We start from the raw sequence: 25,480 nt of genomic DNA, 5'->3' as shown, positions 1-25,480 counted from the left end.
GTCCGGGGGCTTCCTTGACCACCACGACCGCGGCCCGCGCCGCGCTGACCCCGCGCCAGGCCGAGCGGCGCCGCGGCATCCTGCGGGCGGCCACCGCGCTGGCCGCCCGGGGCGGCTACGAGGCGGTCCAGATGCGCGAGGTCGCCGAGGGCGCGCAGGTGGCGCTGGGCACCCTGTACCGGTACTTCCCCTCCAAGGTGCACCTGCTGGTCGCGGTGGCGCGGGAGCAGCTGGAGCAGCTGCACGGGCAGGTCCGGCGCCGGCCGCCGGCCGGGGCGGATCCGGCCGGCCGGGTCGCCGAGGCGCTGACCACCGCGTTCCAGGTGCTGCAGCGCGAACCGCGGCTGGCCGAGGCGATGGTGCGGGCCCTGTCGTTCGCCGACCGCTCGGTCAGCCACGAGGTGGACGAGGTGTCGCGGCTGACCTCGGCGATCGTGCTGGAGGCCGCGGCCCTGCCCGGCCCGCCGGGCGCGGAGCAGCAGGCGGCGCTGCGGGTGATCGGCCACACCTGGCACGCGACCTTGATCGGCTGGCTGTCGGGCCGCTCGTCGCTGGCCGAGGTCCGGGCCGACCTGCACTCCGCGGCCCGCCTCCTGACCGCCCACTGACAAGGCGTTTCGCCAATATCCACCCTAATCCTCAACCCGTTTGACGTGGGGGGGACTCGCCCACCATCGTTCCCCCTCGAACGCTCGCGCCTTGGGGGCGAGCACGAGCATGTGGGGGAGCGTCAGAAGAATGCTGAGATCCATATCGACGTCCGGTGAACAGGCGTCACCGGGTATGAACAACAGGGGAATGGCGCGGTTGGCGACGATGGTCGTGGCCGGCGCCCTGGGCTTCGGGTCGCTCACCGTCCCGGCCCTCGCGGCGACCGGAACGCCGTCGCCCGCGGCCGGCGACAAGCCCGTCCTGACGGCCACTCAGCAGGCCGTCGTGGACGCGCAGGCCAAGGCGAAGTCGACCGGGCAGACCGTGGTCGTCGATGCGCTCACGACCGAGACCTCGAAAACGCTGGTCAATCCTGACGGCACTTTGAGCACGACCGACAACGCCGCGCCGGTCCGCACCAAGCGCGACGGGAACTGGGCCGAACTCGACCCGGCCCTGCACAAGAACGCCGACGGCAGCCTGAGCCCGGCAGTCAGCACCAACGCGCTGACCGTCTCCGGGGGCGGCGAGGGCCCGCTGGCCACCATCACCACGCCCGACGGCAAGTCGTTCGCGATCAGCGCGCCGTTCAAGCTGCCGAAGCCGACCTGGCAGGGCTCGACGGCGACCTACGCCTCGGTGCTGCCCGACGTCGACCTCCAGCTCACCGCGCTGCCGGACGGCGGCTGGCGGGACGTCATCGTGGTGCGTACGGCGGCGGCCGCCGCCGACCCGAAGCTGAAGCAGCTGCGCTTCCCGGTCAAGGCGACCGGCCTGAGCGTGTCCACCGACGAGTCGGGCAGCATCGCGCTGAAGGACTCCTCCGGCCAGACCCGGCTGCACGCGCCGACGCCGCTGCAGTGGGACTCCGCGCTCCCCGCGCCGGTCGCCACCGGGTCCTCCTCCGCCGGCAAGAACCGCAGCCTGCTGGCCGCGCCGAAGAGCGCCGCCGCCCCGGCCGCGGCCGCCTCGGCCGCCGCCTCCGACGCGGACGGCCCGGGCGCCGGGGCGACCGCCGCCGCGATGGGCATCACCGCCGACAGCACCGCGCTGACCCTCACGCCGGACTCGGCCACCTTCGGCAAGGGCACCGGCCCCTGGTACCTCGACCCGACCGTCAGCGCCGACAGCCCGGCGGTCCAGTCGATCCAGGTGCAGGAGTACCACCCCGACACCAAGTACGCCGACAAGGTGACCGACCTCGGCGTCGGCTACTGCGGTTACAGCGACTGCACCGGCCAGGGCCGCGAGCGCGCCTACTACGGCATCGGCATCAACTCGGCGATCTGGAACCAGCCGGGCGGCGCGCCCGAGCGCCCGACCATCTACAAGGCCACGTTCTACGCGGACGTGACCGGCGCCTCCAGCCCGGGCACCAGCACCCCGCTCGGCCTGTACTGGGCCGGCCAGATCAACGGCGACACCACCTGGCGCAACCAGCCGTGCAACGGCGGCGGCACCTTCGGCGGCTGCAGCAAGATCGGCAACTCGTACTGGATCACCGGTACCGGCCCGATCAACTTCGACGTCACCTGGCACATGCAGCAGGCCGCCGCGAACAAGGACGCCCGGTGGACCTTCGGCATCGCCCCCGATGATGAGAACAACAAGTACTACCGCAAGCACATCAAGAACAACCCGCACATCGTCACCGACTACGACATGAAGCCGAGCGTCTGGTGGCCCCGGACCAGCCCGGCTCCCGGGTTCGCGAGCAACAACTCGCACAACGAGTGCCAGACCCCCGGCGGCGCCTACGCCTGGTACAACCCGGGCTGGGTCGGCGCCAACCAGAACCTCACGCTGACCGCCAGCAGCTGGTCGCCGACCAACATGCCGCTGGTCACCAAGTTCCGCGTGTGGGACGACCAGAACACCGGCTGGGGCCTGCTGCGTGACAGCGCCTCGGGCGGCGGCTACAACGACGCCCAGAGCATCAGCGTCAACAACGGCGAGCTGACCGACGGCCACCAGTACGGCTGGCTGGCCAACTCCACCGACGGCGGCCTGACCTCGCCCGACTCCGCCTGGTGCTACTTCCGGGTCGACAAGACCGCCCCGACCGTCAGCATCGGTTCGACCGACTTCCCGCCGTCCGGCACGCCGAACGACAACCCGGCGAAGTTCAGCACCGACCAGGGCACCTTCACCGTGGGCGGGGACGACCCGGTCCCGGCCGGCGGCGCCGCCTCGGGCATCGCCTGCATCCGCTGGAGCACCAGCTCCACCCCGGTGACCGGCTGGAACTGCAACACCTACGAGAACACCAACGAGGGCGTCACCACCAACGGGAGCTTCCACTACACCCCGGGCCTGTGGGGCAGCAACATCCTGTACGTCCAGTCCCAGGACAACGCCGGCAACTACAGCCAGCCGGCCCCGTACAGCTTCTACGCCCCGTGGAAGCCGGGCTCCATGCCGGTGCTCGGTGACGTCAACGGCGACGCCAAGCCGGACATCGTGCTCCCGGACGCCAACGGCAACCTGCGTCTGGTCCGCCCGACCCTGGACCCGTCCACGGCGGCGCCGATCGTCGGCCCGAACGCGGCCTCGCCGACCAGCACCTGGGCCGGCGTCCAGGTCAGCCACCGCGCCACCCTGATCGGGGGCGGCAAGGCCGTCGACGACCTGATCGTCCACGCGACCGGTGACAGCAACCTGTACCTTTACCCGAACGACGGCCACGGCAACTTCAACCCGCGGTCGCCGATCCTCAAGGTCAACCTCTGCCAGGACGCCGACGGCGCGACCATCACCTGCCCCGCCGGTTACGGCGGTACCAGCTGGGCCAACGCCACCCAGGTCGTCTCCATCGGCGGCGTCGAGGGCGAGAACCTGACCGACCCGCAGGACCCGACCAAGAAGCTGGCCGCCCGCAGCTCGCTGCTCACCGTGATCGACGGCAAGCTCTGGCTGTTCCCGCACGGCGAGACCGCCGGCCGGGCGCTCTCCCGCAAGGGCGGCGCCGAGCTGTCCACCAAGGACTGGAGCAAGTGGCAGCTGATCAACCCGGGTCCGGCCAACGGTCCGACCATGGTCGGCGGCAAGCCGGTCTACCAGGCCACCCTGTGGGCCCGGAACACCGACACCGGTGACGTCCGCGCCTACGCCATCGGCAAGAAGGCGGACGGCACCGAGGACTACTCCTCGATGCTCGACCCGGACACCGGCTACCTGATCCTCACGGGCAGCGGCACCAACGGGACCGCCTACCCGCAGATCGGCTCGTCCGGCGACATCACCGGTGACGGCTTCGCCGACCTGTGGACCGTCGACACCAACGGCACCATCGGCATCTGGAAGGGCGTCAACCACTCCGCGGTCGCCGAGCGGGTCGACGGCTTCAACAACCCGACCAACATCGGCGCGCTGAACGCCAGCGTCTCGGTGCACTCGGCCATCGCCGGCAACATCTGCCTCGACGCGGAGGGCGGCCCGAACCCGGGCGCCGCCATCGCCGTCTACAACTGCTGGAACGGCATCAACCAGCACTTCCAGTTCGCCTCCGACGGCACCATCCGGGCCGGCGCGAACTGCGTCGGCGCCCTCAACAACGGCACCGGGAGGAACACCAACCTGGCGGTCGCCCCCTGCTCGGCCGACCAGCCCGGCCAGAAGTGGGCCGTCAACGGCAACGGCCGGATCCTGAACGTGGCGTCCAACCTCTGCGTGGACCTGCCGGGCGCCAACACCACCACCCCGGGCCTGCGAGTGATCCTCTGGGACTGCGGGGGCCTCGGCCCCAGCAACCAGGCCTGGACCATGACGCCCAACAGCACCACCTGATCCACCCTCACCCCGGGAGCCCCGCTCCGGCCGTTCACCCGGCCGGAGCGGGGCTCCCGCCATGTGCGACCGAGGCCACACCGTGTTGGCACGGGAGCCGTCCGCCGGGCCGTTAGAGTCGGGGCACGACAACTCCATCCGCCTCCCACCAGGGCAAAGGCCGTACCGACGCGGTACCGGCCGAGCCGCCGTCGGCCCGTCAGGGCCCACCGGCGGGCCCGAAGGGGGCAAGCGCCCCGGCGGCACCCCCGTCCGGCTCCGCCCGGGTCCGGGCGGCCCGGCCGGGCTGCCGCCACCGCCCACCGAAAGGCTCCACCCCCCATGCCGACCGCCGCCCGTCCGGTCACCGCCGCCGTGGCCGCCCTGCTGCTCGCCGGCCTCACCGCCGCGCCCGCACTGGCCGACACGCCGTCACCCTCGTCCGCCCCGGTGGCCGTGCCGGCCGGGCTGTACGGCAAGGGGGACCCGACCTACGACGGTGTCTGGCGCCAGTCGCTGGCCCTGCTCGCCCTCGCCGACGACCAGGTCGTGCCGGCCGACTCGGCGGTCTCCTGGCTCACCGGCCAGCAGTGCGCGGACGGCGGCTGGCCGTCGTACCGGGCCGACCCGGCCGCCGCCTGCGACCCGGCCACCGAGGACAGCAACGCCACCGCCGTCGCCGTCCAGGCGCTGGTGCGGCTCGGCGGCCACCAGGACGCCGTCTCCAAGGGCACCCAGTGGCTCAAGGCCGTCCAGAACGCGGACGGCACCTGGGCCTACAACCCGGGTACCCCGGGCGACGCCAACTCCACCGCGCTGGCGGTCAACGCGCTGGTCGCGACCGGCACCGACCCGGCCGGCACCGCCAAGGCCGGCAAGAGCGCCTACGACGGCCTCGCCGCGTTCCAGCTGGGCTGCGCCGCGCCCGCCGACCAGCGCGGCGCCTTCGCCTACCAGCCCGCCCCCGACGGCTCGCTCGCCCCGAACACGCTCGCCTCCGCCCAGGCCGCCCTGGCGGCCGCGGGCGGCAGCCTCCCGGTACCGCCGCCCACCGGGACCGGCACCTCCCCCTCCCCCACGGCCCCCGCCTGCCCGGCCGGTTCCACCGCGGCGACCGTGCCGCACGCGGACGCGGCCGAGGCCGTCTCCGCGTACCTGACGGCCCAGCTGTCCGCGGGCGGCGACCACCTGGTGCAGAACACCCCCGGTGCCACCCCCGGCCCCGACTTCACCGCCACCTCCTGGGCCGTGCTCGGCCTGGTCCGGGCGGGCCATCCCGACCAGGCCGCCCCGGCCGCCAACTGGCTGGTCAAGAACGGCTACCCGTGGGCCGCCCAGGGCAAGGACGGCACCGACGCCGCGGCCGCCGCCACCCTGCTGCTGGCGGCGCACGCCGCCAAGGTCGACCCGTACGACTTCGACGGCCACAACCTGGTCCAGCTGCTGATCGACGCCGGGCCGGCCCCGCAGTCCGTACCGGCCGCCACCAAGGCGCCGGGGGCGACCATCCCGAAGACCGACCCCGGGCTGTCGACCGGCTGGCTGATCGGGGTCGGCCTGCTGATCGGCGTCGGCGGCGGCCTGCTGATCAGCCTCAGCCGCCGCCGCGGCGCCCGGCACCTGAGCACCCACCACCACCCCGAGCACCCCCACCCCGCGGAGCCGGCCACCTCCGGGCCGGCGCCGGCCGCGCAGCCGTCCACCGAGCAGACGTCCGCCGGGCAGCCGTCCGCCGGGCAGGCCGAGCCGCCGCAGACCCCGGCGGAGCAGCCGCAGAGCGAGCAGCCGCAGGCCGACGCCCAGCGCCCCGAGGACGACAAGGGCGACGGGCCCAAGTGACCGGAGCCGTACGCCGGACGGCGGCGGGCCGCCCCGCCGCCGTCCTCGCGGGGCTGCTCGCCCTCACCGTCCTGCTCGGCCTGGCGGCCGCCCCCGCCGAGGCGGCCGGGTACCGCTACTGGTCGTTCTGGAAGTGGTCCGGCGACGCCTGGGTGTACCAGCAGCAGGGCCCCACCACGTACGTCCCGCCGGACGGCGGCGTCGACGGCTGGCGGTTCGCCGACAGCCCGGACGGTGGCCGGCAGGCCGCGAAGCCCGGCGGCGCCGGGGACTTCGCCGCGGCGTGCGGGGCCACCGCCGCCGCGGCGGGCCGCAAGCGGGTCGCCGTGGTGCTGGACTTCGGCACCACGGCGGACTCCCCGCCCGGCGCGCTCGACGCCGGGCAGTCCCCGCCCGCGCCGCGCACCGCCTGCGCGTCGGTGCCCTCCGGCGCGACCTCGGCCGAGGTGCTGGCGGCCGTGGCGCCGCCGCTGCGCTACGACTCCGCCGGCCTGCTGTGCGCCATCGCCGGGTACCCCCGGGCCGGCTGCGGCGAACCGGTGGCGGCCACCTCGAAGTCCTCCGACGGCGGCGGCCCCTCCGTCGGCCTGATCGCCGGTGCGGCGCTGGTCCTGCTGCTCGGCGCGGGCGCCGTGGTCCAGGCCCGCCGCCGACGCCACTGACCCCCACCAGGATCCCCACCCCGTGCCCCGAACCCCGAAAACCGGAACACGTTCCACCATCGGCCCCCGGCTGCTGCACCCCGGCGCCTGGTGGCTGTGGGCCCTCGGCCTGGCCGCGGCCGCATCCCGGACCACCAACCCGCTGCTGCTCCTGCTGATCGTCGCCGTGGCGGGGTACGTGGTGGCGGCCCGCCGCAGCGACGCCCCCTGGTCCCGTTCGTACGGCGCGTTCCTCAAGCTCGGCCTGCTGGTGGTCGCGGTCCGGATGGTGTTCGCCGTACTGCTCGGCTCGCCGGTCCCGGGCAGCCATGTGCTCTTCACCCTCCCCCAGCTGCCGCTTCCCGACTGGGCACGCGGGGTGCGGATCGGCGGTCCGGTCACCCTGGAGGGCCTGCTGTTCGCCCTCTACGACGGCCTGAAGCTGGCCACCCTGCTGATCTGCGTCGGCGCGGCCAACTCCCTCGCCTCCCCGTCCCGGCTGCTGCGCTCCCTGCCCGGCGCGCTGTACGAGGCCGGGGTGGCCGTCGTGGTGGCGATGACCTTCGCCCCGAACCTGGTCACCGACGTCCAGCGGCTGCGCGCCGCACGCCGTCTGCGCGGGCGCACCGACCGGGGGGTGCGGGCCGTGTTCAGCGTCGGGCTGCCGGTGCTGGAGGGCGCCCTGGAACGGTCCGTCGCTCTGGCCGCCGCGATGGACACCCGGGGCTTCGGCCGCACCGCCGACGTCCCGCGCCACCTCTCCCGGGCCACCGCCGCGCTCACCGTGCTCGGCCTGCTCGGCGTCTGCGGCGCCTGCTACGGGCTGCTCGCCCCGGGCGGCGCCGGGTGGGCGTTCCCCGTCCTGGTCCTCGGGCTCGCCGTCACCGGCGCGGGCCTGGCCCTGGGCAGCCGGCGCGCGGTGCGCACCCGCTACCGGCCCGACCCGTGGGCGCCGCCGGAGTGGCTGGTCAGCGCGAGCGGGGTGGCCGTCGCCGCGCTGACCATCTGGTTCTCCGGCCGCTACCCGGACGCCTTCACCCCGTCCGTGGTCCCGCTCGCCGCCCCCACCCTGCCCCTGCTGCCGGCCGCCGCGATCCTGCTCGGCCTGCTGCCCGCCGCCGTCGCGCCCGAACCGCCCCGGAGCACCCAGTGATCACCTTCGACCGGGTCTCGGTCCGGTACGCCGACTCCGCCGGATTCGCCCTGCACGGGGTCGACCTGACCGTCCCCGAGGGCGAACTGTGCCTGCTGGTCGGTCCGTCCGGCTCCGGCAAGTCCACCCTGCTGGGCACCGTCAGCGGCCTCGTCCCGCACTTCACCGGCGGTGAGCTGACCGGCCGGGTCACCGTCGACGGCCGCGACACCCGCGACCACCGCCCGCGCGAACTCGCCGACCTGGTCGGCACCGTCGGCCAGGACCCGATCGCGCACTTCGTCACCGACACCGTGGAGGACGAACTCGCCTACGGCATGGAGTCGCTGGGCCTGGCCCCCGCCGTGATGCGGCGCCGGGTCGAGGAGACCCTCGACCTGCTGGGCCTGGCCGAGCTGCGCGGGCGCGCCCTGCGCTCGCTCTCCGGCGGCCAGCAGCAGCGGGTGGCGATCGGCTCGGTGCTGACCGTCCACCCCAAGGTGCTGGTGCTGGACGAACCCACGTCCGCGCTCGACCCGGGCGCGGCCGAGGAGGTGCTCGCCGTGCTGCAGCGGCTGGTGCACGACCTCGGCACCACGGTGCTGCTGGCCGAACACCGGCTGGAGCGGGTCGTCCAGTACGCCGACCAGGTGCTCCTGCTGCCCGGCCGGGGCGAGCCGCCGGTCCTGGGCGAGCCCGCCGAGATCATGACCCACTCACCGGTGCACCCGCCGGTGGTCGCCCTCGGCCGGGCGGCCGGCTGGTCGCCGCTGCCGCTGTCGGTCCGCGACGCCCGCCGCAAGGCCGCCCCGCTGCGGACCCGGCTGGCCGGCCACTCCCCCGCTCCCGCGGCGCCCGCCACGGGCGAACCGGTCGCCGAGACCGTACGGCTGGCGGTCCGGCGCGGGCCGGTGGCGGCGCTGCGCGGCGTCGACCTCGCGCTGCGGCCCGGCGAGATCACCGCCCTGATGGGCCGCAACGGCGCCGGCAAGTCCACCCTGCTGGGCAGCCTGGTCGGCCTGCACCGGCCGGGCTCGGGCACCGTCCGGGTCGGCGGCCTGGAACCGCACCGCACCGCGCCCAAGCAGCTGGTGCGGCGGATCGGGCTGGTTCCGCAGGACCCGCGCGACCTGCTGTTCGGCGAGAGCGTCGGCGCCGAGTGCGCCGCCGCCGACCAGGACGCGGAGGCCGCCCCCGGCAGCTGCCGCGCGCTGGTCGCCCGGCTGCTGCCCGGCATCGACGACGAGCTGCACCCGCGCGACCTGTCCGAGGGCCAGCGGCTCACCCTCGCGCTGGCCGTGGTGCTCACCGCCCGGCCTCCGGTGATCCTGCTGGACGAGCCCACCCGCGGCCTGGACTACGCCGCCAAGGGCCGGCTGGTCGAGGTGGTGCGCGAACTCGCCGCGGACGGCCACGCCGTCCTGCTCGCCACCCACGACGTCGAGCTGGCGGCCGAACTGGCCCACCGCACGGTGGTGCTGGCCGAGGGCGAGATCGTCGCGGACGGACCGACACCCGAAGTGGTGGTCGCCTCGCCGACCTTCGCCCCGCAGGTCGCCAAGGTGCTCGCGGTGCCCGGCTTCCTGACGGTCCGCCAGGTCACCGAGGCCCTGGCGGCGTCCTCGTGACCCGCCCGCCCGACCGCCCCGCGCCGCCCGACCGCCGGCTGCTGCTGGGGCGCCCGGTCCCGCTCGGCCGGCGCTCGCTGGCCGTGCTCGGCCTGGTCTCGCTGATCGGCGTGGCCGGCTTCGGCTGGCCGCTGCTGGCCGCCACCGACTCCGCGCTGGTCGGCCACTCCACCGACGCGCCCTGGCTGTTCGCGCTGCTGATGCCGCTGCTGCTGGGCGTGGTGCTGGCGCAGATCGCGGAGGGCCGGGAGGCCGGCGGCGGGCCCGGACTGGAGGCCAAGTCGGTGGCGCTGCTCGGGGTGCTGGCCGCCGCGGGGGCCGCGCTGCGGCCGCTCGGCGCGGGCACCGCGGGCCTGGAACCGATGTTCTTCCTGATGGTGCTGGCCGGGCGGGCGCTCGGGCCCGGCTTCGGCTTCGTCCTCGGCGCCGTCACGCTGTTCGCCTCCGCGCTGCTGACCGGCGGGGTCGGGCCCTGGCTGCCGTTCCAGATGCTCGCGATGGGCTGGGTCAGCCTGGGCGCCGGCCTGCTGCCCGGCGCCGCCACCCTGCGCGGACGCGCCGAACTCACCATGCTGGCCTGCTACGGGGCGCTCGCCTCGATCGCGTACGGGACCGTGATGAACCTCCAGGGCTGGCCCTACATCGCCGGCCTCGGCAGCTCCGTCGCCTTCGTCCCCGGCGACCCGGTCACCGACAACCTGGTCCGCTTCGCGGTGTACTGCCTCACCACCTCGCTCGGCTGGGACCTGCCGCGCGCCGCACTCACCGCCGTGCTGTGCCTGACCGTCGGCGGCCCGGTGCTGCGCGCCCTGCGGCGGGCCACCCGCCGGGCGGCGTTCGGCACCCCGGTCGAGTTCCGCGAGAACGGCTGACGCCCGGCCCCGGGGGCCAGGGGCCGGGCGTCGGGGACCGGGCGTCAGTGCGCGGGTCAGCCCTTCGGGCCGGCGGACTGCACCACCTCGAACGACCACAGCGTCGAGTCCGAGGCCGCCGGGCGCTTCGGCGCCTCGCCCGCCCCGGCCGGCGGGCCCTGACGGTGCGCCGCCTGCATCGGCCCCTCCATCCACGCCTTGAAGTGCTCCTCGCTGGCCCACCGGGTGTACACCAGGTACTGCTCGGTGCCCTCCACCGGCCGCAGCAGCTCGAACCACTCGAACCCGTCCGAGTTCTCCACCGCCCCGGCCCGCGCGGCGAACCGCTTCTCCAGCGTCTCCCGCATCTCCGCCGGGACCGTCAGCACATTGATCTTCACGATGCTCATGACCCCATCCTGCCCCACCCACGGCGCCCGCCCGCGCGGCGCCGGGCCAAAATCGGGTGACCCGCGGGGGTACGGCATGGCAGCGTCCGGGGCAGCGATCCACCGACCCGGAGGCAGTACCCATGACCGAGGACCGACCCGACCGACCCCAGCGACCCGAGCCGGCCGGCGCGGTGGCCGCGCTCTTCTCGCGCGGCCGGCTGACCGCGATCCCCCGCCGGGCCGCCCGGCGCGAGCAGTTGCTGGCCCACCTCACCGAGACCCTGTTCGAGCCCGGCCGCTCGTACACCGAACAGGAGGTCAACGAGGCACTGCGCACGGTGCACGACGACTGCTCGGCGCTGCGCCGCTACCTGGTGGAGGACGGCCGGCTGGAGCGTCCGCGCGACGGCAGCAGCTACCGCCGGACCGCCTGAGGGCGGGGGCGGCCGGCCGCGATCAGGCGGCGGAGCCGCGCCCAGTCAGGGTCAAAGCCCGGTCAGGGTCAACGCCCGGGCCAGGCACGCGAACGCGGCGGTGCCGGCCAGCGCGCGGACCACGTTCCAGCGCACCCAGACCTGCTCGAAGTCGGCCCGCACCGCGGCGAGATCGATCCCGCCGCCCGGGTCGCCGGCCGCCGCGAGGCGGTTGTTGAGGGGCACGTTGACCGTCACCGTGACGACCAGCAGGACCGCGTAGAGCGCCGTGGCGGCCAGCACCCACCACTGCGCCGTCCCGCCGCCGCCCCGGAACTGCAGCACCGCCGCGGCGACCAGCAGCACCATCGCGCCGGCGAAGGAGAGCGCGAACCAGCCGTTCAGGATGGCCACGTTGATCCGCTGCATCGCCTCGACGAAGGTCCGGTCGTCCGCCCGTGCCAGGCCCGGCATCACCGAGCAGGCGTAGCTGTAGAAGAGTCCCGCGCTGAGCCCGGTGGCCACGGTGGCCGCGACCAGGGTCGCCGTTCGAAGTACCGTCATGCCCGCAAGTCAACCGCCGGGGCCCGGGGGGCGGCCATGGCCGGGACGCTCGGCCGCATGCGTGCGCGTCCAGGCCGGTCCTAAGCTGGGCCCCGTGGACGCACTCGCCGCTCTGCTCGCGGGGCCGCGGGCCCAGGGCGCCTTCCTGCTCCGGTCCGTGTTCGATCCGCCGTGGTCGGTGCGGATCGAGGACGAGGCGCCGCTGACCGTGCTGACACCGGTGCGCGGCGAGGTCTGGGTGGTGCCCGACGAGGGCCCGGCCGTCGAACTGCACCCCGGTGACCTGGCCGTCGCCCGCGGCCCGCAGCCGTACACCGTCGCGGACCGGCCGGACCGGCCGCCGCGGGTGGTGATCCACCCGGGCCAGCGCTCGACCACCCCGGAGGGGGTGGAGCTGTGCGCGGACATGGACCTCGGTGTCCGGGCCTGGGGCGACGGCCCGGGCGGGTCGACGGTGCTGCTGAGCGGCACGTACCAGCTGCGCGGTGAGGTGAGCGGGCGGTTGCTGCGGGCCCTTCCCCTGCTGCTGGTGCTGGACCGCGCGCAGTGGTCCTCGCCGCTGGTGCCGCTGCTGGAGGAGGAGATCGGCCGGGACGGCCCCGGCCAGGACGTGGTACTCGACCGGCTGCTCGACCTGCTGCTGAGCTCCGCCCTGCGGGCCTGGTTCGCCCGTCCCGAGGCGCGGGCCCCCGGCTGGTACCGGGCGCAGGGCGACCCGGTGGTCGGCCGGGCGCTGGAGCTGCTGCACACCGACCCGGCCGCCGGGTGGACGGTGGCGGGACTGGCCGACGCTGCCGGGGTCTCCCGGGCCGCGCTGGCCCGGCGGTTCGCCGAGCTGGTGGGCGAGCCGCCGATGGCGTACCTGACCGGTCTGCGGCTCGCCCTCGCCGCGGACCTGCTGCGGGAACCGGACGCCACGCTGGCGGCGGTCGCCCGGCGGGTCGGCTACGGCAGTGCGTTCGCGCTGAGCGCCGCCTTCAAGCGGGTGAACGGCGTCAGCCCGCAGCGTTTCAGGGCCGGCTGACGGACCGTCGGACCGGCCTGCTAGCCTCCGGCGGAGATCGACACCGTCCGGGGGGATGTCATGGGGACGCGCACGGGTACGGGGCTGCGCGCGGCGGCCGGGGCGGCTGCGGCCTGCTCGGTCCTGGCGCTCGCGCTGTCCGGCTGTGGCGGCGGCGACCGGGCACCGGACCCGCCGGCCTCCGGCGCGGCGCTGTCGCCCTACGAGAGCGTCGACCGGGCCGCGCAGTCGCTGACCGTGACCCACCTGGGGAAGGCCAAGGGCCGGAACGTCGAGATCCGGTCTCGCTGGACCGCCACGGTGCGTGCACCGGGCGCACCGCCGTGCGGGGCTCCGGCACCTACGAGTTCCTGGCGGTCGGCGACCGCCGCTGGATCAAGCCGGACAGCGGGTCGCTGCCGTCGCTCGGCGGCGGGGCGGGCGGCCGGGCGCTGCCCCCCGGCGTGGCCGGGGACTACCTGGCCGTCCCGTCGGGTGACCAGAAGCTCTGGGCCCCCTTCGCCCAGCTGTGCGACCTGGACAGGCTGCTGGCACAGTACGACAGCCTGTCCTCGGGCCTCGGGGTGCTCACCCGGACCGGCACCGACCGGATCGACGGCGTGCAGGCCGTCAAGTACCACAGTGCGGCCGCCGTGGACTCGGACATCTACGTCGCCGCCGAGGGCACGCCGTACCCGGTGAAGATCGAGACGCTGACCGGCGACGGCGCGGGCACGGTCTGGTTCGGCGGCTTCGACCGGCCGGTGGAGGTGTCCGCACCGCCGGCCGAGCTGGTGATGGACCCCTCGAAGCTCCCCTCGACGGACTCCGCCTGACACCGGATCGACACCGATCGTTCACAACGTTCGTATCGTCATCAACCGGGACAATGACTGCCGGAGCGGGCGAACGAGCCTGTGCACGCCCGGCAACCTCCTGCATAATCGGGCCCGTTCACACCCGACCCGAGGAGGACCGGCCCATGCCGGCAGAGCACTGCCACCGGTGCGGAGCGGCCCGTACCGCAGGCGGCTGCGCGTGCGCCTCCCCGGTCGAGGAGACCGTGGTGCTCCCGCACATCGAGGGCCCGCCGCTGGTACGGCCGTACGTTCCGGCGGCCGTCGGCTACGAACCACCGGCGGCGGCCGACCCGTTCGCCACCGCGCTGCTGCCGCAGGCCGCGGACGGACCCGGGCAGCACGCACAGGCACAGGCACAGGCACAGGCACAGGCACAGGCACAGGCACAGGCACAGCAGGAGCCGTACCGGTACGGCGGCAACCACGGCGGGAACCAGGAGACGGCGCTGCTGCCGCCGGTCCCGTCGGCGCCGCCCGCCGGGCCGGAGCCCGTCCACCGGTACGGGCAGCCGCAGCAGGACCGGACCGGCCGGTCCGACCTCGGCTCGTACCAGGTGCTCGCCCCCGCCGGGGCGTCCGCTCCGGGCGGTGGGCGGGGCACCGCCGGCCGCCGCCGGGCCGTGGTGGTCGGTGCGGGTCTGGGCATCGTGGCGCTGGGCGCCGGGCTGGCGATGGCGCTCGCCCCCTCGGACGGCGGGAAGTCCTCGGACCAGGCGCTGCCGCTGCCGAGCGTGTCCTCCCCCGAGCAGGCCGCGCCCCCGGTGGCCCCGAGCCCCTCGGCGTCCCCGAGCGCCTCCCCCAGCCAGAAGGCCTCGCCATCGGCGAGTGCGTCCAAGGCGGCCACCAGCAAGCCGCCGGCCAGCCCGTCCGCCACCGCGCCGAGCGTCCCGCCGAGCCCGACGGCCTCCGCCTCCCCGACGGCGCCGCCGAGCCCGCCGGCGCCCACCCCGACCATCACGGTCCGGGCGATGCTGCAGCAGGGCGACAAGGGCCCGGACGTCAGCGCCATGCAGCAGCGGCTGGCGGACGTCCTGTACTGGGCGTACGACGACTCGCTGGTCACCGGCACCTTCGACGGCCGCACCAAGCAGGCCGTCAGCTACTTCCAGTCCGTGTACGGGCAGAACATCCCGTCGGGTGAGCGCGGCAAGTACGGGCCGGTGACGCGCGGCCAGTTGGAGGCGATGGGCTGATCCGGCCCGCCGGGGCGGGCCCCGGCCGGCCAGGCCGGGCCGAGGTCAGCCGACCACGGCCTTGACCAGGCTGAACGCGCCCATCAGCAGCATCACACCGGCCGCCACCCGGATGATCACCCGCATCGGAACGTGCTTCAGCAGCTTCTGCCCGCCCAGGATGGCGATGCCGCTGACGGCGCACAGCGCCAGCCAGGCACCGAGGCCGACGGACAGCGGGTCGGCGTACTTGGCGGCCAGGTTGGCGGTCATGATCTGGGTGAGGTCGCCGAACTCGGCGACCGCGACCACCGCGAAGCTCGCCCCGGCCACCTTCCAGAAGCTGCCGGAGGACGGCTGCCTGGCCTCCTGGCCGTCGTCCTCCTCGTCCTTGTGCCACAGCAGCATCGCCGCGCCGGCCAGGAAGAGCAGTCCGGTGACGCCCTCGACCCAGCGCTGCGGGAGCAGGGCGAGCAGGCTGCCGGCCGCCAGCGCGAGGCCGACCTGGAGGGCGAAGGCGGCGGCGATACCCGCGAAGACGTAGGAGGCGCGGTACTTGGTCCCGAGGACCAGGCTGGCCAGCGCGGTCTTGTCGGGGAGTTCGGCGAGGAAGATGATGCCGAAGGTGACGGCGGCAACGGTCAGACTCATCGGGGTGTCGGTCGTCTCTCGGTCGGGCTGCCCGGCCGGAGAGCTCCGCGAGGGGACGCTTCGGCCCGACAGCACTGGAATGATCACAGGACTGCGGCCGAAGGTCTCGCCAACACCCCGGAGTGCGGGTGTCCCGGGCGCCGGGCCCGCGAGCGGGCCAGTATGTCGACGTTCCGGTGGAGGGCTACTCCCCTTCAACAGTCGCCCAGCCTACCCCACGGCCCCGACCGGATCCGGGGTGAGCCGGCCCCGCCCGACCAGTTCCAGCACCGCGACCACCGCGACCGACTCCACCAGGAGCAGCGCGACCAGCACGAACAGCTGCACCGCCCCGGCCTGGACCGGCGTCGCGCCGCCCAGCAGCATCCCGACGAACGCGCCGGGCAGGGTGACCAGTCCGACCGTCCTGGTCTGGTCGAGCGCCGGTACCAGCGAGGTCGCCGCGGCCGCCCGGCAGATCTCCAGCCGGGCGTCCCGGTCCTCGAAGCCCAGCGCCAGGGCCGCCTCCACCTCCCCGTGCCGGGTGCGCAGCTCGTCCATCGCCCGCCGGCCGGACAGCGAGGTGGCGCTCAGCGCGCCGCCGATCAGGATGCCCGCCACCGGGACCACCGCCAGGCCCCGGTGCGGCAGCAGCCCGGTGCCGAGCAGCAGGACCAGGACGGGCAGCACCCCGGCGGTGATCGGTACCGCCGCCCAGACCCAGCCCGGGCCGGCGGTGATCCGCCGGCCCGCGGTGCGCACCGCGACGCCGAGCATCAGCAGCACGAAGGCGGCGGTGGCCCACAACGAGCCCACCACCCAGGCGATCACCAGGGCCACCGCGCCGAGCTGGACCGCCGCCCGCAGCCCGGCCCGCAGCACCGCCCGGCCGTGGCCGAGCCGTCCCCATCCGGCGACGGCCACCGCCCCGGCCAGCAGGACCGCGCAGACCACCCCGAGCAGCGGGGTGACCGGGAGCAGCTGGGCCGGCGCCGCCACCGGTCAGACCCAGCTGGTGAACCACATCCGGTCCCGCCAGTCCGACATGGGGATCACCTCCGCCGTGTACAGGGGGTAGAAGAAGACGAAGCAGGCCATGACGGCCAGCACGACCGCCCCGGCGCCGGCCGCACCCCAGCGGCGGCGCACCGGCGAGGCGCCGGGCGGGCCGAGCAGCGCGCCGAGCATCTGCGCCACCGCCAGGCACAGGAACGGCACCAGCACCACCATGTAGAACGAGAAGGTGGTCCGGGCCTGGTACTGGAACCACGGCAGGTAGATGCCGGCGACGGCGGCCAGCACCGCGCCCGAGCGCCAGTCCCGCCGGAAGAACCACCGCCACAGCGCGTACACCAGGGCGAAGCACGCGGCCCACCACAGCACCGGGGTGCCGAGGCCGAGGATCTGGCTGGCGCAGCCCTCCGGCGCGGTGCAGCCGCCCTGGCCCTGGGGGAGCTGCTGCCAGTACATCGACACCGGGCGGCCCTGGACCAGCCAGCTCCAGGCGTTGGACTGGTACGAGTGCGGGTCGGAGAGGCCGGTGTTGAAGTCGTACATCTGTGCGTGGTAGTGCCACAGGCTGCGCAGCGGCGCGGGCACCCAGGTCATCGGGATCTGCGGCAGCGGGATGTCGACGACCGGGGTGCGGGGCATCGACAGGCCGGCCCGGCCGTCCGCCCAGTGCCGGTCGTAGCCGCCGCCGGTGGCGAACCAGCCGGTCCAGCTCGCCAGGTAGACCACCAGCGCGGCGCCGACCGTGGAGAGCAGCCCCCACGGCGCGTCCCGGCGCACCATCGAGCGCCAGGGGCGGTACGCACCGGCCCGGCGGCGGCCCGCCTGGTCCCACAGCAGGGTGAGCACGGTGAACGCCAGCACGATGTACAGGCCGTTCCACTTCACCGCGCAGGTGCAGCCGAGCAGCACACCGGCGCCCAGCCGCCAGGGCCGCAGGCCGTGCCGGACCTGGTCGCCGGCCCGGCCGCCCTCGGCCCGGGCGGCGCGCAGCCGCTCCCGGGTGCGGTCCCGGTCGACCAGCAGGCAGCCGAAGGCGCCGAGGACGAAGAACATCTGGACGCCGTCCAGCAGCCCGACCCGGCTGAGCACGAACTGCAGGCCGTCCACCGACATCAGCAGCGCCGCGGCACAGCCGAGCAGGGTGGAGGAGAACAGCCGGCGGCCGATCCTGGCCAGCATCAGCACGGTGACCGTCCCGAGCAGCGCGACCATGACCCGCCAGCCGAAGGGGTGCAGCCCGAACACCCACTCGCCGAGCGAGACGACCCACTTGCCGAGCGGCGGGTGGGCGATGAACTCCGGGTCGGTGGAGAGCGGGATCCGCTGCGGCACGCCGAGGACCAGGTCGTTGGCGTCCTTGGGCCAGGTTCCCTCGTAGCCCTGCCGCAGCAGGGACCAGGCGTCCTTGGGGTAGTAGGTCTCGTCGAAGACGAAGGCGTTCGGCTTGCCGAGGTTCCAGAACCGCAGCAGCCCGGCGAACAGCGCCACCGCCAGCGGGCCGAGCCAGCCGGAGTGCCGGACCGCCCACGGGGCCGGCCCGCCCGGTGCCGGGGCGGGAGCCTGGACGGGGGCAGGAGTGTCGGTGACTGCCGCGTGCGCCATGACCTCGCCGGTTCGATCGGTGGGTCCGGCTGACGGGGACGCCGGCCGGGCCTGACACTGTGTCGCCTCGGGGAGATCCTAGCCCGCCGGTGGCGGGCGGCCCGGTGATCCGCCGCCCTCGTGCGGAAAGCGATTTCGCTTTGGGCGCCGCGTGCCGTAAGGTCGTGTTCACCGACGCGGGGTGGAGCAGCTCGGTAGCTCGCTGGGCTCATAACCCAGAGGTCGCAGGTTCAAATCCTGTCCCCGCTACTCAGTAGCACGAAGGCCCGGCAGACCAGTCTGCCGGGCCTTCGGCATGTCCTGGACCGGCCCGGGCGGCCGGCGCGGCTTGACCCTCGACCTGGTCGAGGGCCCAGTGTTCCCGGTGTGGAGAGCGGCATGCGCAGTATCGGTGAGATGGCCCGGGACAGCGGGCTGAGCGTCAGCGCGCTGCGCTTCTACGACGGCGCCGGGGTGCTCTGCCCGGCCCGGGTGGACCCGCGCACGGGCTACCGCTGGTACGCGCCGCAGCAACTGCCCGACGCCCGGCTGCTGGCCCGGCTGCGCCGGGTCGGGATGCCGCTGGCCGACGTCCGGCGGGTGCTGGACGGCGGGCCGCAGGCGGCCGGACAGGCCGTCGAGGCCCACCTGCGCAGGCTGGAGGACGGCCTGGCGGACGCCCGCCGTGAGCTCTCCGCGGTCCGGACACTGATCGAGCTGAGGGAGACACCGATGGGACCGATCCGACTGACCGTGCCGGCCGCCGCGCTGGCGGCCGCGCTGGACGCCGTACGCTTCGCGGCGGCGCCGGGCCGGGAGCACCCGGCGGTCGCCGGAGTGCTGTTCGAGACCACCGGCGGGCTGCTGCACCTGGTGGCCACCGACCGCTACCGGCTGGCACTCTCGCAGGCCCCGGTGGCCGGGCAGGACGGTCCGGAGCTGAGCGTGATCGTGCCGACGGCGCTGGCCGACGAGGTGCGCGCACTGCTGGCGGGCTCCGCCGGGGCGGCCGGGCTGGTGCTGGACGGCGAGCAGCTGACCGTCACGGTGGACGGCCGCTCGGTGAGCGGGGAGCGGATCGACCAGGACTACCCGGACTACCGGGCGCTGGTGCGGCTGGAGACGACCCACCGGGTCGCGACGGACGCGGACCGGCTGCGCCGGGCGCTGGCCGAGGGGCCGGTGCGCCCCGCCCGGCGCGGCCAGGACGGTGCCGACTACCCGGTGTCGGTGCTGGCGGTGGACGCCGGGGGTGCGCTGAGCGTGGCCGCCGACCCGGGCGGTGCCGCGGCGGGCGACCTGCGGGTGCTGGTCAACCGCGACTTCCTGCTGGAGGCGGTGGCGGCGGGCGGCTCCGGACAGCTCGTACTCGAGTTCGGCGGCCCGATCGCGCCGCTGGCGATCCGGTTCGCGGACCGCGAGGGCACCTTCTCACTCCTGATGCCGACCGCCCCCTGACCCCCACCCGGGCCGGAAGGCACCCCCATCCCAAGCGCCGCCCCTCGCAGTCCCGTCCCCCTCCCGCCCGGGCCGGGCAGCGGCTGTGGCGGCGGGGCAGACCCCCGCCCGGGCCGCCGGCCGGAAGGCACCCCACCCTCCCCCATGCGACGCCCGCGCACCGGCGCCGCGCGCAGCCCGTCGCAGGCCCCTTCCCCTCCCGCCCGGGCCGGGCAGCGGCTGTGGCGGCGGGGTCAGGCCGGGACGATGTTGTGGTTGAGGTGGAAGGTGTTGTCCGGGTCGTACTCGCCCTTGACCGCGGCCAGCCTGCGGGCGTTGCGCTCGCCGAGACCGGCGCGTCTGCGCTCCTCGCCCTCGTCCCCGATGAAGTTGAGGTAGACCGCGCCGACCGACCAGGGCCTGAGGTCCGTGCACACCGCGCGGGCCCAGGCCCGGCCGCGGGCGTCGTCGGCCGGGTCCTCCCACAGGCCGAAGGGGTGGACGGCCCAGGGCGCGGAGCGCCAGGGCACCGGGAAGTCGTCGCGGCCGGCGGCCACCGCCCCGCCGAGCGGGAACAGCACGTGCTGGGACGGCGACGGCGTGACCATGTCCCGCGCTCGCGCGCAGAACAGGTCCGCCGCCTGGTCGGGGAAGCCTGCCAGGTACTCCGCCGACCAGTAGTTCCGGTACCCCGGGGGGTCGTCGAGCATGCACTGCACGTCCGCGTAGGGCAGCTCGGCGATCACTTCGGCCCGGTGGTCGAGCCCGAGCAGCGGTTCGAAGACCGGCTGGGCCTGGCCGAGGCCGCCGGTGTAGGTGAGCAGGATGCCGACGGCGAGCCGGCCGACCAGGTCGGGCGGGACGAACGGTTCCGGTGGCGCGGTGAGGTAGAGCAGGGCGCCGCCGACCTCGTCCGGGGCGTCGTCCAGGTAGTCCCGGTAGCGGCGCACCACCTCGGGTCCGGCCTCGGCGGGCCACAGCAGCAGGGCGATGGCGAAGGCGGGCAGCGGGTGCAGGCCGAAGGTGAACGAGGTGACCACGCCGAAGTTCCCGCCGCCGCCGTGCAGGGCCCAGAACAGCTCGGGGTGCTGCTGCTCGTCGGCGCGGACCCGGCGGCTGTCCGCGGTGACCAGGTCGGCCGAGAGCAGGTTGTCGCACATCAGCCCGAACCGGCGTTCCAGCCAGCCGGAGCCGCCCCCCAGGGTGAGGCCGCCGACGCCGGTGGTGGAGGCCCGGCCGCCGGTGGTGGCCAGGCCGTACGGCTGGGTGGCCCGGTCGAGGTCGGCCATGGTGGCCCCGCCGCCGACCCGGGCGGTGCCGGCCTGCGGGTCGACCTGGACGGAGTTCATCCGGCGCAGGTCGACCACCAGCCCGCCCTCGGCGACGGCGGCGCCGGTCACCCCGTGGCCGCCGCCGCGGACCGACAGCTCGAGCCCGTGCGAACGGGCGAAGGCGACGGCCGAGGCGACGTCACGGGGGTCGGCGCACTGCGCGATCACCGCCGGTCTGCGGTCGACCATGCCGTTGAAGACGGCCCGCGCCTCGTCGTAGCCGCTGTCGCCGGGCCCGATGACGTCCCCCAGCAGTCCGGACCGCAGGGCGGCCGGGCCACCGGAGTCGAGCACGTCGGAAGTCATGCTTCGCCCCTCTCCGGGACGGGGACCACTCCGACGTTACCGAGCGTAGTCCCGTCCCGGGAGGGGCCGCACCCCGGAGCGGGTACGGCCCTGATCCGGCCGGGCGGCCGTCCGCGGCGCCCGGTCAGGCGGCGGTCTGCAGCTCCCGGACCGGCTGCTGAGCGACCGTCAGGACCCGGACGTTGTCCTGGGCCGGGGTGAGGTGCCCGCGCAGCCGCACCGACAGCGCGACGATCAGCAGGGTGCAGGCGGCCATCGCGGCCAGGTACAGCGGCCAGGTACCGGAGCCGACCAGCAGCACGCCGACCGCGGGGCCGACCGCGACGGCGATCTGCTTCACCAGCGCGTAACCGGCGTTGTAGGTGCCGAGCAGCCGGCTCGGGGCCAGGTCGGCGACGATCGGGCCGAGGGTCGGCGCCAGCAGCGACTCGCCGACGCCGAACAGCGCGTAGATGGCGACGATGGCGGCCGTGGCGGCCGCCGCCTCGGTCCGGATCAGCCCGGCCACCAGGGCCATCGCCCAGGCGGCCAGCCAGACCACGCCGGCTGCGGCCATCGCGGTGGTGCGGCGGCGGCGCTCGGTGATCCGCACCACGAACATCTGCAGCACCACGATGGTCAGCGCGTTGGCGCCGATCGCCACGCCCAGGGTGGACGGCGCGGTGCCGACGGTGTCGGTGGCGAACGCCGCCACACCGGACTCGAACTGTCCGTAGCAGGTGAAGAAGATCAGCCCGGCCAGCAGGCACAGCCGCAGCATCGCCTTGTCCCGGACCAGCGCGCGCAGGCCGGTGGGGGCGTCCCGGCAAACCGGCCCGCTCTCCTCGGCCGCGGCGGCCGGGATCCGGGCGGTGCCGGTGACGGCGGCCAGGCCCAGGAAGGTGAGCGCCTCGATGGTGAACAGCCGGGTCAGGCTGGCCGGGTCGGCGACGTCCACGATCTGCCCGCCGACCAGCGCGCCGATGCCCATGCCCAGGTTGACCAGGGTGAACTGGAGCGCGAAGGCCCGGGCCCGGCCGGCCTTGGCCGAGCTGCGCACGATCATGGTGGCGAGGGCCGGCTGGCAGGTGGTGACACCGGCGCCGAACAGGAAGGACGCCACCAGCAGGGTCGGCGTGGTGGCGGCCTGCCCGAACGAGAAGGCGCCGACGGCGGCCAGCGCGGCGCCGGCCAGCAGCACCGGGCGCGGCCCGTACCGGTCGATGCCGCGGCCGGTGAACGGCAGCACGGCCAGCGCGGCCAGTGCGAAGAGGGTGAACACCATCCCCGCGGCGAGCGAGCCGAGCCCGCGCACCTGGTCCACGTAGACGAACATGTACGGCATCGTGAAGCCGCTGCCGAACGCGCTGAGCGCGTTGCCGATCTGGACGCGGCGCAGCGGGCCGCCCGCCCCGTACCGCTGCTGCCTCTGCTGCTTCACCGTGCCGGTCACCGTGCACACCCCTTCGCTTGAGACTTCGGACCTGTCGTGTTTAGGCCGGAAGATTTAAGAGCTAAACTTTAGGCCTGAACTCTATGCATCGAAAGGTTGAGACGTCAAAGGCTTAACGACTGCAGGATTGCGTGGGACAATGGTCCGCATGAGCGCACGCAGACCCGCGCCGCCGGACGACGGCGAGCTGGGCATCGCCGAGCAGGTGGCCGTCTACCAGCGGGAATTCCCGACGGTGGACCCCCAGGTGGAGACCATCGTGTCCACCCTCTCCCGGCTCGCCCGCAGGATGAACGTGGCCTACAGCCGGCAGCTGGCTGTGCTCGGAATCACGTCCGCCGAGTGGGAGGTGCTCAAGGCGCTGGTCATCTCCGGCAGCCCGTACCGGCTCGGGCCCGGCGAGCTGGCCAAGCGGCTCGGCCTGACCCCGGCCGCGATGACCCACCGGATCGACCGCATGGTCACCGACGGCCTGGTCACCCGCGACCGGGACGAGACCAACCGGGTCCGGGTGATCATCGAGCTGACCGAGGACGGCCGCGACAAGTGGCTGGAGCTCATGCGGATGGCCGCCGTCTTCGAGGCCGACCTGCTCCAGGACATCACCCCCGAGGAGCGCCCGGCCCTGTCCGCCATGCTCGGCCGGATGCTCCGCCGCATCGAGGTGACCCAGCCCGACGCCCTCGGCCGAACCGAGGACCTGGACTGACCCACCCCGGGCACGGCAACCGGGCCGTCCGCCCGCGGACGTGCGGAGCGCCCGGCCGGGAGGTCCCGGCCGGGCGCTCTGTTGCGGGCTGGTCAGTGGTTCAGCAGGCGCCGTTGTCGGTCCACACGCCCCACTGGCCGCTGAGCGTGGGGTCCTCGTTGGTGGTCCACCACTTGTTGGTGTAGTTGTGGCCCTTCCAGCTGACCTTGGTGCCGGCCGTGGCGTACACGGTGGCGGCGTTCCAGCTCGGCGCGGTGCAAGTGCCGGGCGTGGTCGGCGAGCTCGACGGGGAGGCCGAGGTCGACGGCGAGGAGGACGGCGAGGCCGAGGTCGACGGGGAGGCCGAGGCGCTCGGCGAGGCCGAGGTGGCGGACGGCGACGGGCTGCTCGGGGCCGCCGGGCAGTCGGCCGCGGAGCCGTTGGTCGCGGTCACCATCTTGTCGAACAGGGCGGTCTTGGTGCCCATGTCGTACAGCGAGAAGGCGAACGAACCGCCGAGGCCGTTGCAGTGCGCGTAGTCGACCTTGGCCTGGATCGACTTGGCGTCCTCACCGCTCCAGAAGGTGGTGCCGTCGTAGAAGTAGGTGGCCTTCGCCTGGTCGTCCCAGAAGGTCTTGGACGCGTTGTCGACGAAGCCCGCGAGCTCCTTGTACATCTGGATGCCGGGGACGCTGCCGGACATCGCCGCGCCGGCGGCCGGGCCGGTCGCGCTCTGGAACAGGCCGTTCTTGCCGTTGTTGGGCACGCCGGTCCAGCCGCGGTAGTAGAACGGGATGCCCATGTTGATCTTGTTGGCGGGGAAGCCGCCCGCAATGCCGTACTGCGGGTCGCCGACGGTCCAGGCCTTGATGGCCGCGTCGATCGAGTACTTGCCGGTGCCGCCCGGGATCGGCGTCATCGGGTCGTTCGGGCCGGAGTAGAGCGGCGCCTGGTGGTTGGTCGGGCCCTGCGCCTCCCAACCGCCGTGCATGTCGTAGGTCATGACGTCCAGGAAGGTCAGGTACTGGCCGACCTTGTCCGTCTCGATGTTCTTGATCTTGTCCTGGCCGGCGCCGACCGCCGCGGCGAGCGCGTAGGTCTTGTGGTCGGCCGCGCCCTGGGCGTCGAGCTGGGTGCGGAACTCGGCCAGCAGCTTGGTGAAGTTCTGCTTGTCGCTCGCGCTCTCGTGGTTGCCGAGGTGGCCGCCGCCGCCCGGGTACTCCCAGTCGATGTCGATGCCGTCGAAGATCCCGGCCGCCGAGCCCGCGCCGCCGTACCCGGCGTCGACGGGCAGGTTGCCCTTGATGAACATGTCGAGGCAGGAGGAGACCAGCCTCTTGCGCGAGGCGTCGGTGGCGGCCGCGTCGGAGAAGTACTTGGAGTAGGTCCAGCCGCCGATCGACAGCAGCACCTTGAGGTTGGGGTTCTTCGCCTTCAGCTTCTTCAGCTGGTTGAAGTTGCCCGCGATGGGCTGGCCCCAGGCGTCCGCCACCCCGTCGACCGAGATGTCCGCGCCGAAGCTCTTCTGGTAGTCCGCGAACGCGTCCGCCGCGCCGTCACCGGCGTTGGGGTTGTTCTCGTCCTGGGAGGCGGCCTTGGTCGCCTCGAAACACGACAGCGTGGTCGGGTTGATGTTGGCGAAGTCGTAGATCAGGTAGTCCAGCTTCCCGGCCACGCCGGTGTCCTGGATGGTCTTCGGGTAGTACGCGTTGCCGTAGATCGACCACTGGTCGAAGTAGGCGACCTTGATGCCGCCGCTGGTCGCGGGGGCACCGGTGGAGTTGGTCGGCGCGGCCTGGGCGGTGGTACCCGAGGTCAGGGCGAGGGCGGTACCGAGGAGGGCGGAGGCGGCGGTGCCGGCCACCAGAGCCGTCAGGCTCTTGGACCGCCGCCGGCCCTGCGGCCGGGGGGCGGGAACGGAACGATGCATGGCTGCGTGACTCCTGGTCGTGGGGGATCCCGCCACGCCCCGCGGGTGCGACGCTCCGGGGTGGGGCCGTGGCGTCAGGGGCATGACAGTGGAATCGAGCGGGGCCTTCGTACTGCGTCAACGGGTGGAGCGGGTGGACGGGCGCCCGGATAAGCCGAACCGGCGCCGGAGGTCCAATGCACCTTCACCATCAGCTCGTCGCGGATCGCGGTCGGCCGGG

Annotated in this window: 21 protein-coding genes and 1 tRNA gene; 14 read left to right on the top strand and 8 right to left on the bottom strand. The window is 74.4% G+C overall.

Going from position 1 to position 25,480, the window contains the following annotated elements:
• Nucleotides 1-14 precede the first annotated feature (14 nt).
• The 7 genes from AB0D08_RS00110 (at nucleotide 15) to AB0D08_RS00080 (ending at nucleotide 10,528) form a co-directional block, all read left to right on the top strand.
• Nucleotides 15-608 (top strand): TetR family transcriptional regulator, encoded by a 594-nt coding sequence (locus AB0D08_RS00110; RefSeq protein WP_033822493.1) that lies wholly within the window; start codon nucleotides 15-17, stop codon nucleotides 606-608.
• Between the two features lie 175 nt (nucleotides 609-783).
• Nucleotides 784-4,437 carry an RICIN domain-containing protein gene (locus AB0D08_RS00105; protein WP_359885747.1) on the top strand — a complete coding sequence of 1,218 codons (3,654 nt, stop codon included), beginning with the start codon at nucleotides 784-786 and terminating at the stop codon, nucleotides 4,435-4,437.
• A 321-nt stretch (nucleotides 4,438-4,758) separates the two neighbouring features.
• On the top strand, nucleotides 4,759-6,255 hold the full coding sequence (locus AB0D08_RS00100; RefSeq protein WP_359885746.1) for a prenyltransferase/squalene oxidase repeat-containing protein: 1,497 nt from the start codon (nucleotides 4,759-4,761) through the stop codon (nucleotides 6,253-6,255).
• The gene (locus AB0D08_RS00095; protein ID WP_359885745.1) at nucleotides 6,252-6,917 is read left to right on the top strand and encodes an SCO2322 family protein; all 666 of its coding nucleotides are present in this window, start codon (nucleotides 6,252-6,254) and stop codon (nucleotides 6,915-6,917) included. The genes AB0D08_RS00100 and AB0D08_RS00095 overlap by 4 nt, the downstream gene beginning before the upstream one ends.
• Before the next feature lie 22 nt (nucleotides 6,918-6,939).
• Nucleotides 6,940-8,049 (top strand): CbiQ family ECF transporter T component, encoded by a 1,110-nt coding sequence (locus tag AB0D08_RS00090; protein WP_051813284.1) that lies wholly within the window; start codon nucleotides 6,940-6,942, stop codon nucleotides 8,047-8,049.
• On the top strand, nucleotides 8,046-9,656 hold the full coding sequence (locus AB0D08_RS00085) for an ATP-binding cassette domain-containing protein (RefSeq protein ID WP_359885744.1): 1,611 nt from the start codon (nucleotides 8,046-8,048) through the stop codon (nucleotides 9,654-9,656). The genes AB0D08_RS00090 and AB0D08_RS00085 overlap by 4 nt, the downstream gene beginning before the upstream one ends.
• Entirely contained in the window at nucleotides 9,653-10,528 is an 876-nt protein-coding gene (locus AB0D08_RS00080) for an ECF transporter S component (protein WP_051813283.1), read from the top strand. Before AB0D08_RS00085 ends, AB0D08_RS00080 begins: the two co-directional genes overlap by 4 nt.
• A gap of 56 nt (nucleotides 10,529-10,584) precedes the next feature.
• Here AB0D08_RS00080 and AB0D08_RS00075 read toward each other — a convergent pair whose 3' ends face one another.
• Nucleotides 10,585-10,917 carry an antibiotic biosynthesis monooxygenase gene (locus AB0D08_RS00075; RefSeq protein ID WP_033822487.1) on the bottom strand — a complete coding sequence of 111 codons (333 nt, stop codon included), beginning with the start codon at nucleotides 10,915-10,917 and terminating at the stop codon, nucleotides 10,585-10,587.
• A gap of 122 nt (nucleotides 10,918-11,039) precedes the next feature.
• Here AB0D08_RS00075 and AB0D08_RS00070 point away from each other — a divergent pair, with 122 nt between their 5' ends.
• Complete coding sequence (locus tag AB0D08_RS00070; RefSeq protein ID WP_051813281.1) at nucleotides 11,040-11,333, top strand: DUF2087 domain-containing protein; 294 nt, start codon at nucleotides 11,040-11,042, stop codon at nucleotides 11,331-11,333.
• A gap of 51 nt (nucleotides 11,334-11,384) precedes the next feature.
• On the opposite strand, the gene AB0D08_RS00065 is transcribed toward AB0D08_RS00070, so the two are convergent.
• The gene (locus AB0D08_RS00065; RefSeq protein ID WP_359885743.1) at nucleotides 11,385-11,876 is read right to left on the bottom strand and encodes an anthrone oxygenase family protein; all 492 of its coding nucleotides are present in this window, start codon (nucleotides 11,874-11,876) and stop codon (nucleotides 11,385-11,387) included.
• Nucleotides 11,877-11,970: 94 nt separating this feature from the next.
• Between AB0D08_RS00065 and AB0D08_RS00060 the strand changes: the two genes are divergently transcribed.
• The 3 genes from AB0D08_RS00060 (at nucleotide 11,971) to AB0D08_RS00050 (ending at nucleotide 14,932) form a co-directional block, all read left to right on the top strand.
• Nucleotides 11,971-12,900: an AraC family transcriptional regulator gene (locus AB0D08_RS00060; RefSeq protein WP_033822485.1), complete on the top strand. Its 930-nt coding sequence runs from the start codon at nucleotides 11,971-11,973 to the stop codon at nucleotides 12,898-12,900.
• Between the two features lie 323 nt (nucleotides 12,901-13,223).
• Entirely contained in the window at nucleotides 13,224-13,715 is a 492-nt protein-coding gene (locus tag AB0D08_RS00055; RefSeq protein ID WP_359885742.1) for a hypothetical protein, read from the top strand.
• Between the two features lie 146 nt (nucleotides 13,716-13,861).
• Nucleotides 13,862-14,932: a peptidoglycan-binding domain-containing protein gene (locus AB0D08_RS00050; RefSeq protein WP_359885741.1), complete on the top strand. Its 1,071-nt coding sequence runs from the start codon at nucleotides 13,862-13,864 to the stop codon at nucleotides 14,930-14,932.
• 45 nt (nucleotides 14,933-14,977) lie between these two features.
• Here the strand turns inward: AB0D08_RS00050 and AB0D08_RS00045 are convergent, their stop codons facing one another.
• From AB0D08_RS00045 to AB0D08_RS00035, 3 genes are all read right to left on the bottom strand, one after another.
• Nucleotides 14,978-15,562, bottom strand: a complete 585-nt coding sequence (locus AB0D08_RS00045) for a TMEM165/GDT1 family protein (protein ID WP_033822483.1) — start codon at nucleotides 15,560-15,562, stop codon at nucleotides 14,978-14,980.
• 210 nt (nucleotides 15,563-15,772) lie between these two features.
• Complete coding sequence (locus AB0D08_RS00040; protein ID WP_233289179.1) at nucleotides 15,773-16,540, bottom strand: ABC transporter permease; 768 nt, start codon at nucleotides 16,538-16,540, stop codon at nucleotides 15,773-15,775.
• 3 nt (nucleotides 16,541-16,543) lie between these two features.
• On the bottom strand, nucleotides 16,544-18,157 hold the full coding sequence (locus AB0D08_RS00035) for a phospholipid carrier-dependent glycosyltransferase (protein WP_359885740.1): 1,614 nt from the start codon (nucleotides 18,155-18,157) through the stop codon (nucleotides 16,544-16,546).
• Between the two features lie 175 nt (nucleotides 18,158-18,332).
• Here AB0D08_RS00035 and AB0D08_RS00030 point away from each other — a divergent pair.
• A tRNA-Met gene (locus AB0D08_RS00030) sits at nucleotides 18,333-18,406 on the top strand.
• A gap of 129 nt (nucleotides 18,407-18,535) precedes the next feature.
• Nucleotides 18,536-19,594 (top strand): MerR family transcriptional regulator, encoded by a 1,059-nt coding sequence (locus AB0D08_RS00025; protein WP_359885739.1) that lies wholly within the window; start codon nucleotides 18,536-18,538, stop codon nucleotides 19,592-19,594.
• 233 nt (nucleotides 19,595-19,827) lie between these two features.
• On the opposite strand, the gene AB0D08_RS00020 is transcribed toward AB0D08_RS00025, so the two are convergent.
• Nucleotides 19,828-21,210, bottom strand: a complete 1,383-nt coding sequence (locus AB0D08_RS00020; RefSeq protein WP_359885738.1) for an FAD-binding oxidoreductase — start codon at nucleotides 21,208-21,210, stop codon at nucleotides 19,828-19,830.
• Nucleotides 21,211-21,334: 124 nt separating this feature from the next.
• A complete protein-coding gene (locus tag AB0D08_RS00015; protein ID WP_359885737.1) occupies nucleotides 21,335-22,630 on the bottom strand; it encodes an MFS transporter in 1,296 nt (431 codons plus the stop codon).
• A 160-nt stretch (nucleotides 22,631-22,790) separates the two neighbouring features.
• On the opposite strand from AB0D08_RS00015, the gene AB0D08_RS00010 reads away from it, so the two are divergent.
• Nucleotides 22,791-23,351: a MarR family transcriptional regulator gene (locus tag AB0D08_RS00010; protein WP_033822500.1), complete on the top strand. Its 561-nt coding sequence runs from the start codon at nucleotides 22,791-22,793 to the stop codon at nucleotides 23,349-23,351.
• Nucleotides 23,352-23,451: 100 nt separating this feature from the next.
• Here AB0D08_RS00010 and AB0D08_RS00005 read toward each other — a convergent pair whose 3' ends face one another.
• Nucleotides 23,452-25,260, bottom strand: coding sequence for a glycosyl hydrolase family 18 protein (locus AB0D08_RS00005; RefSeq protein WP_359885736.1), 1,809 nt, complete (start codon nucleotides 25,258-25,260; stop codon nucleotides 23,452-23,454).
• Nucleotides 25,261-25,480 lie beyond the last annotated feature (220 nt).

The sequence above is a fragment of the Kitasatospora sp. NPDC048540 genome, from assembly GCF_040651175.1.
GTDB lineage: Bacteria > Actinomycetota > Actinomycetes > Streptomycetales > Streptomycetaceae > Kitasatospora.
The sequence above is the reverse complement of the archived record's forward strand: the minus strand, read 5'-3'. Positions and strand labels throughout refer to the sequence as shown.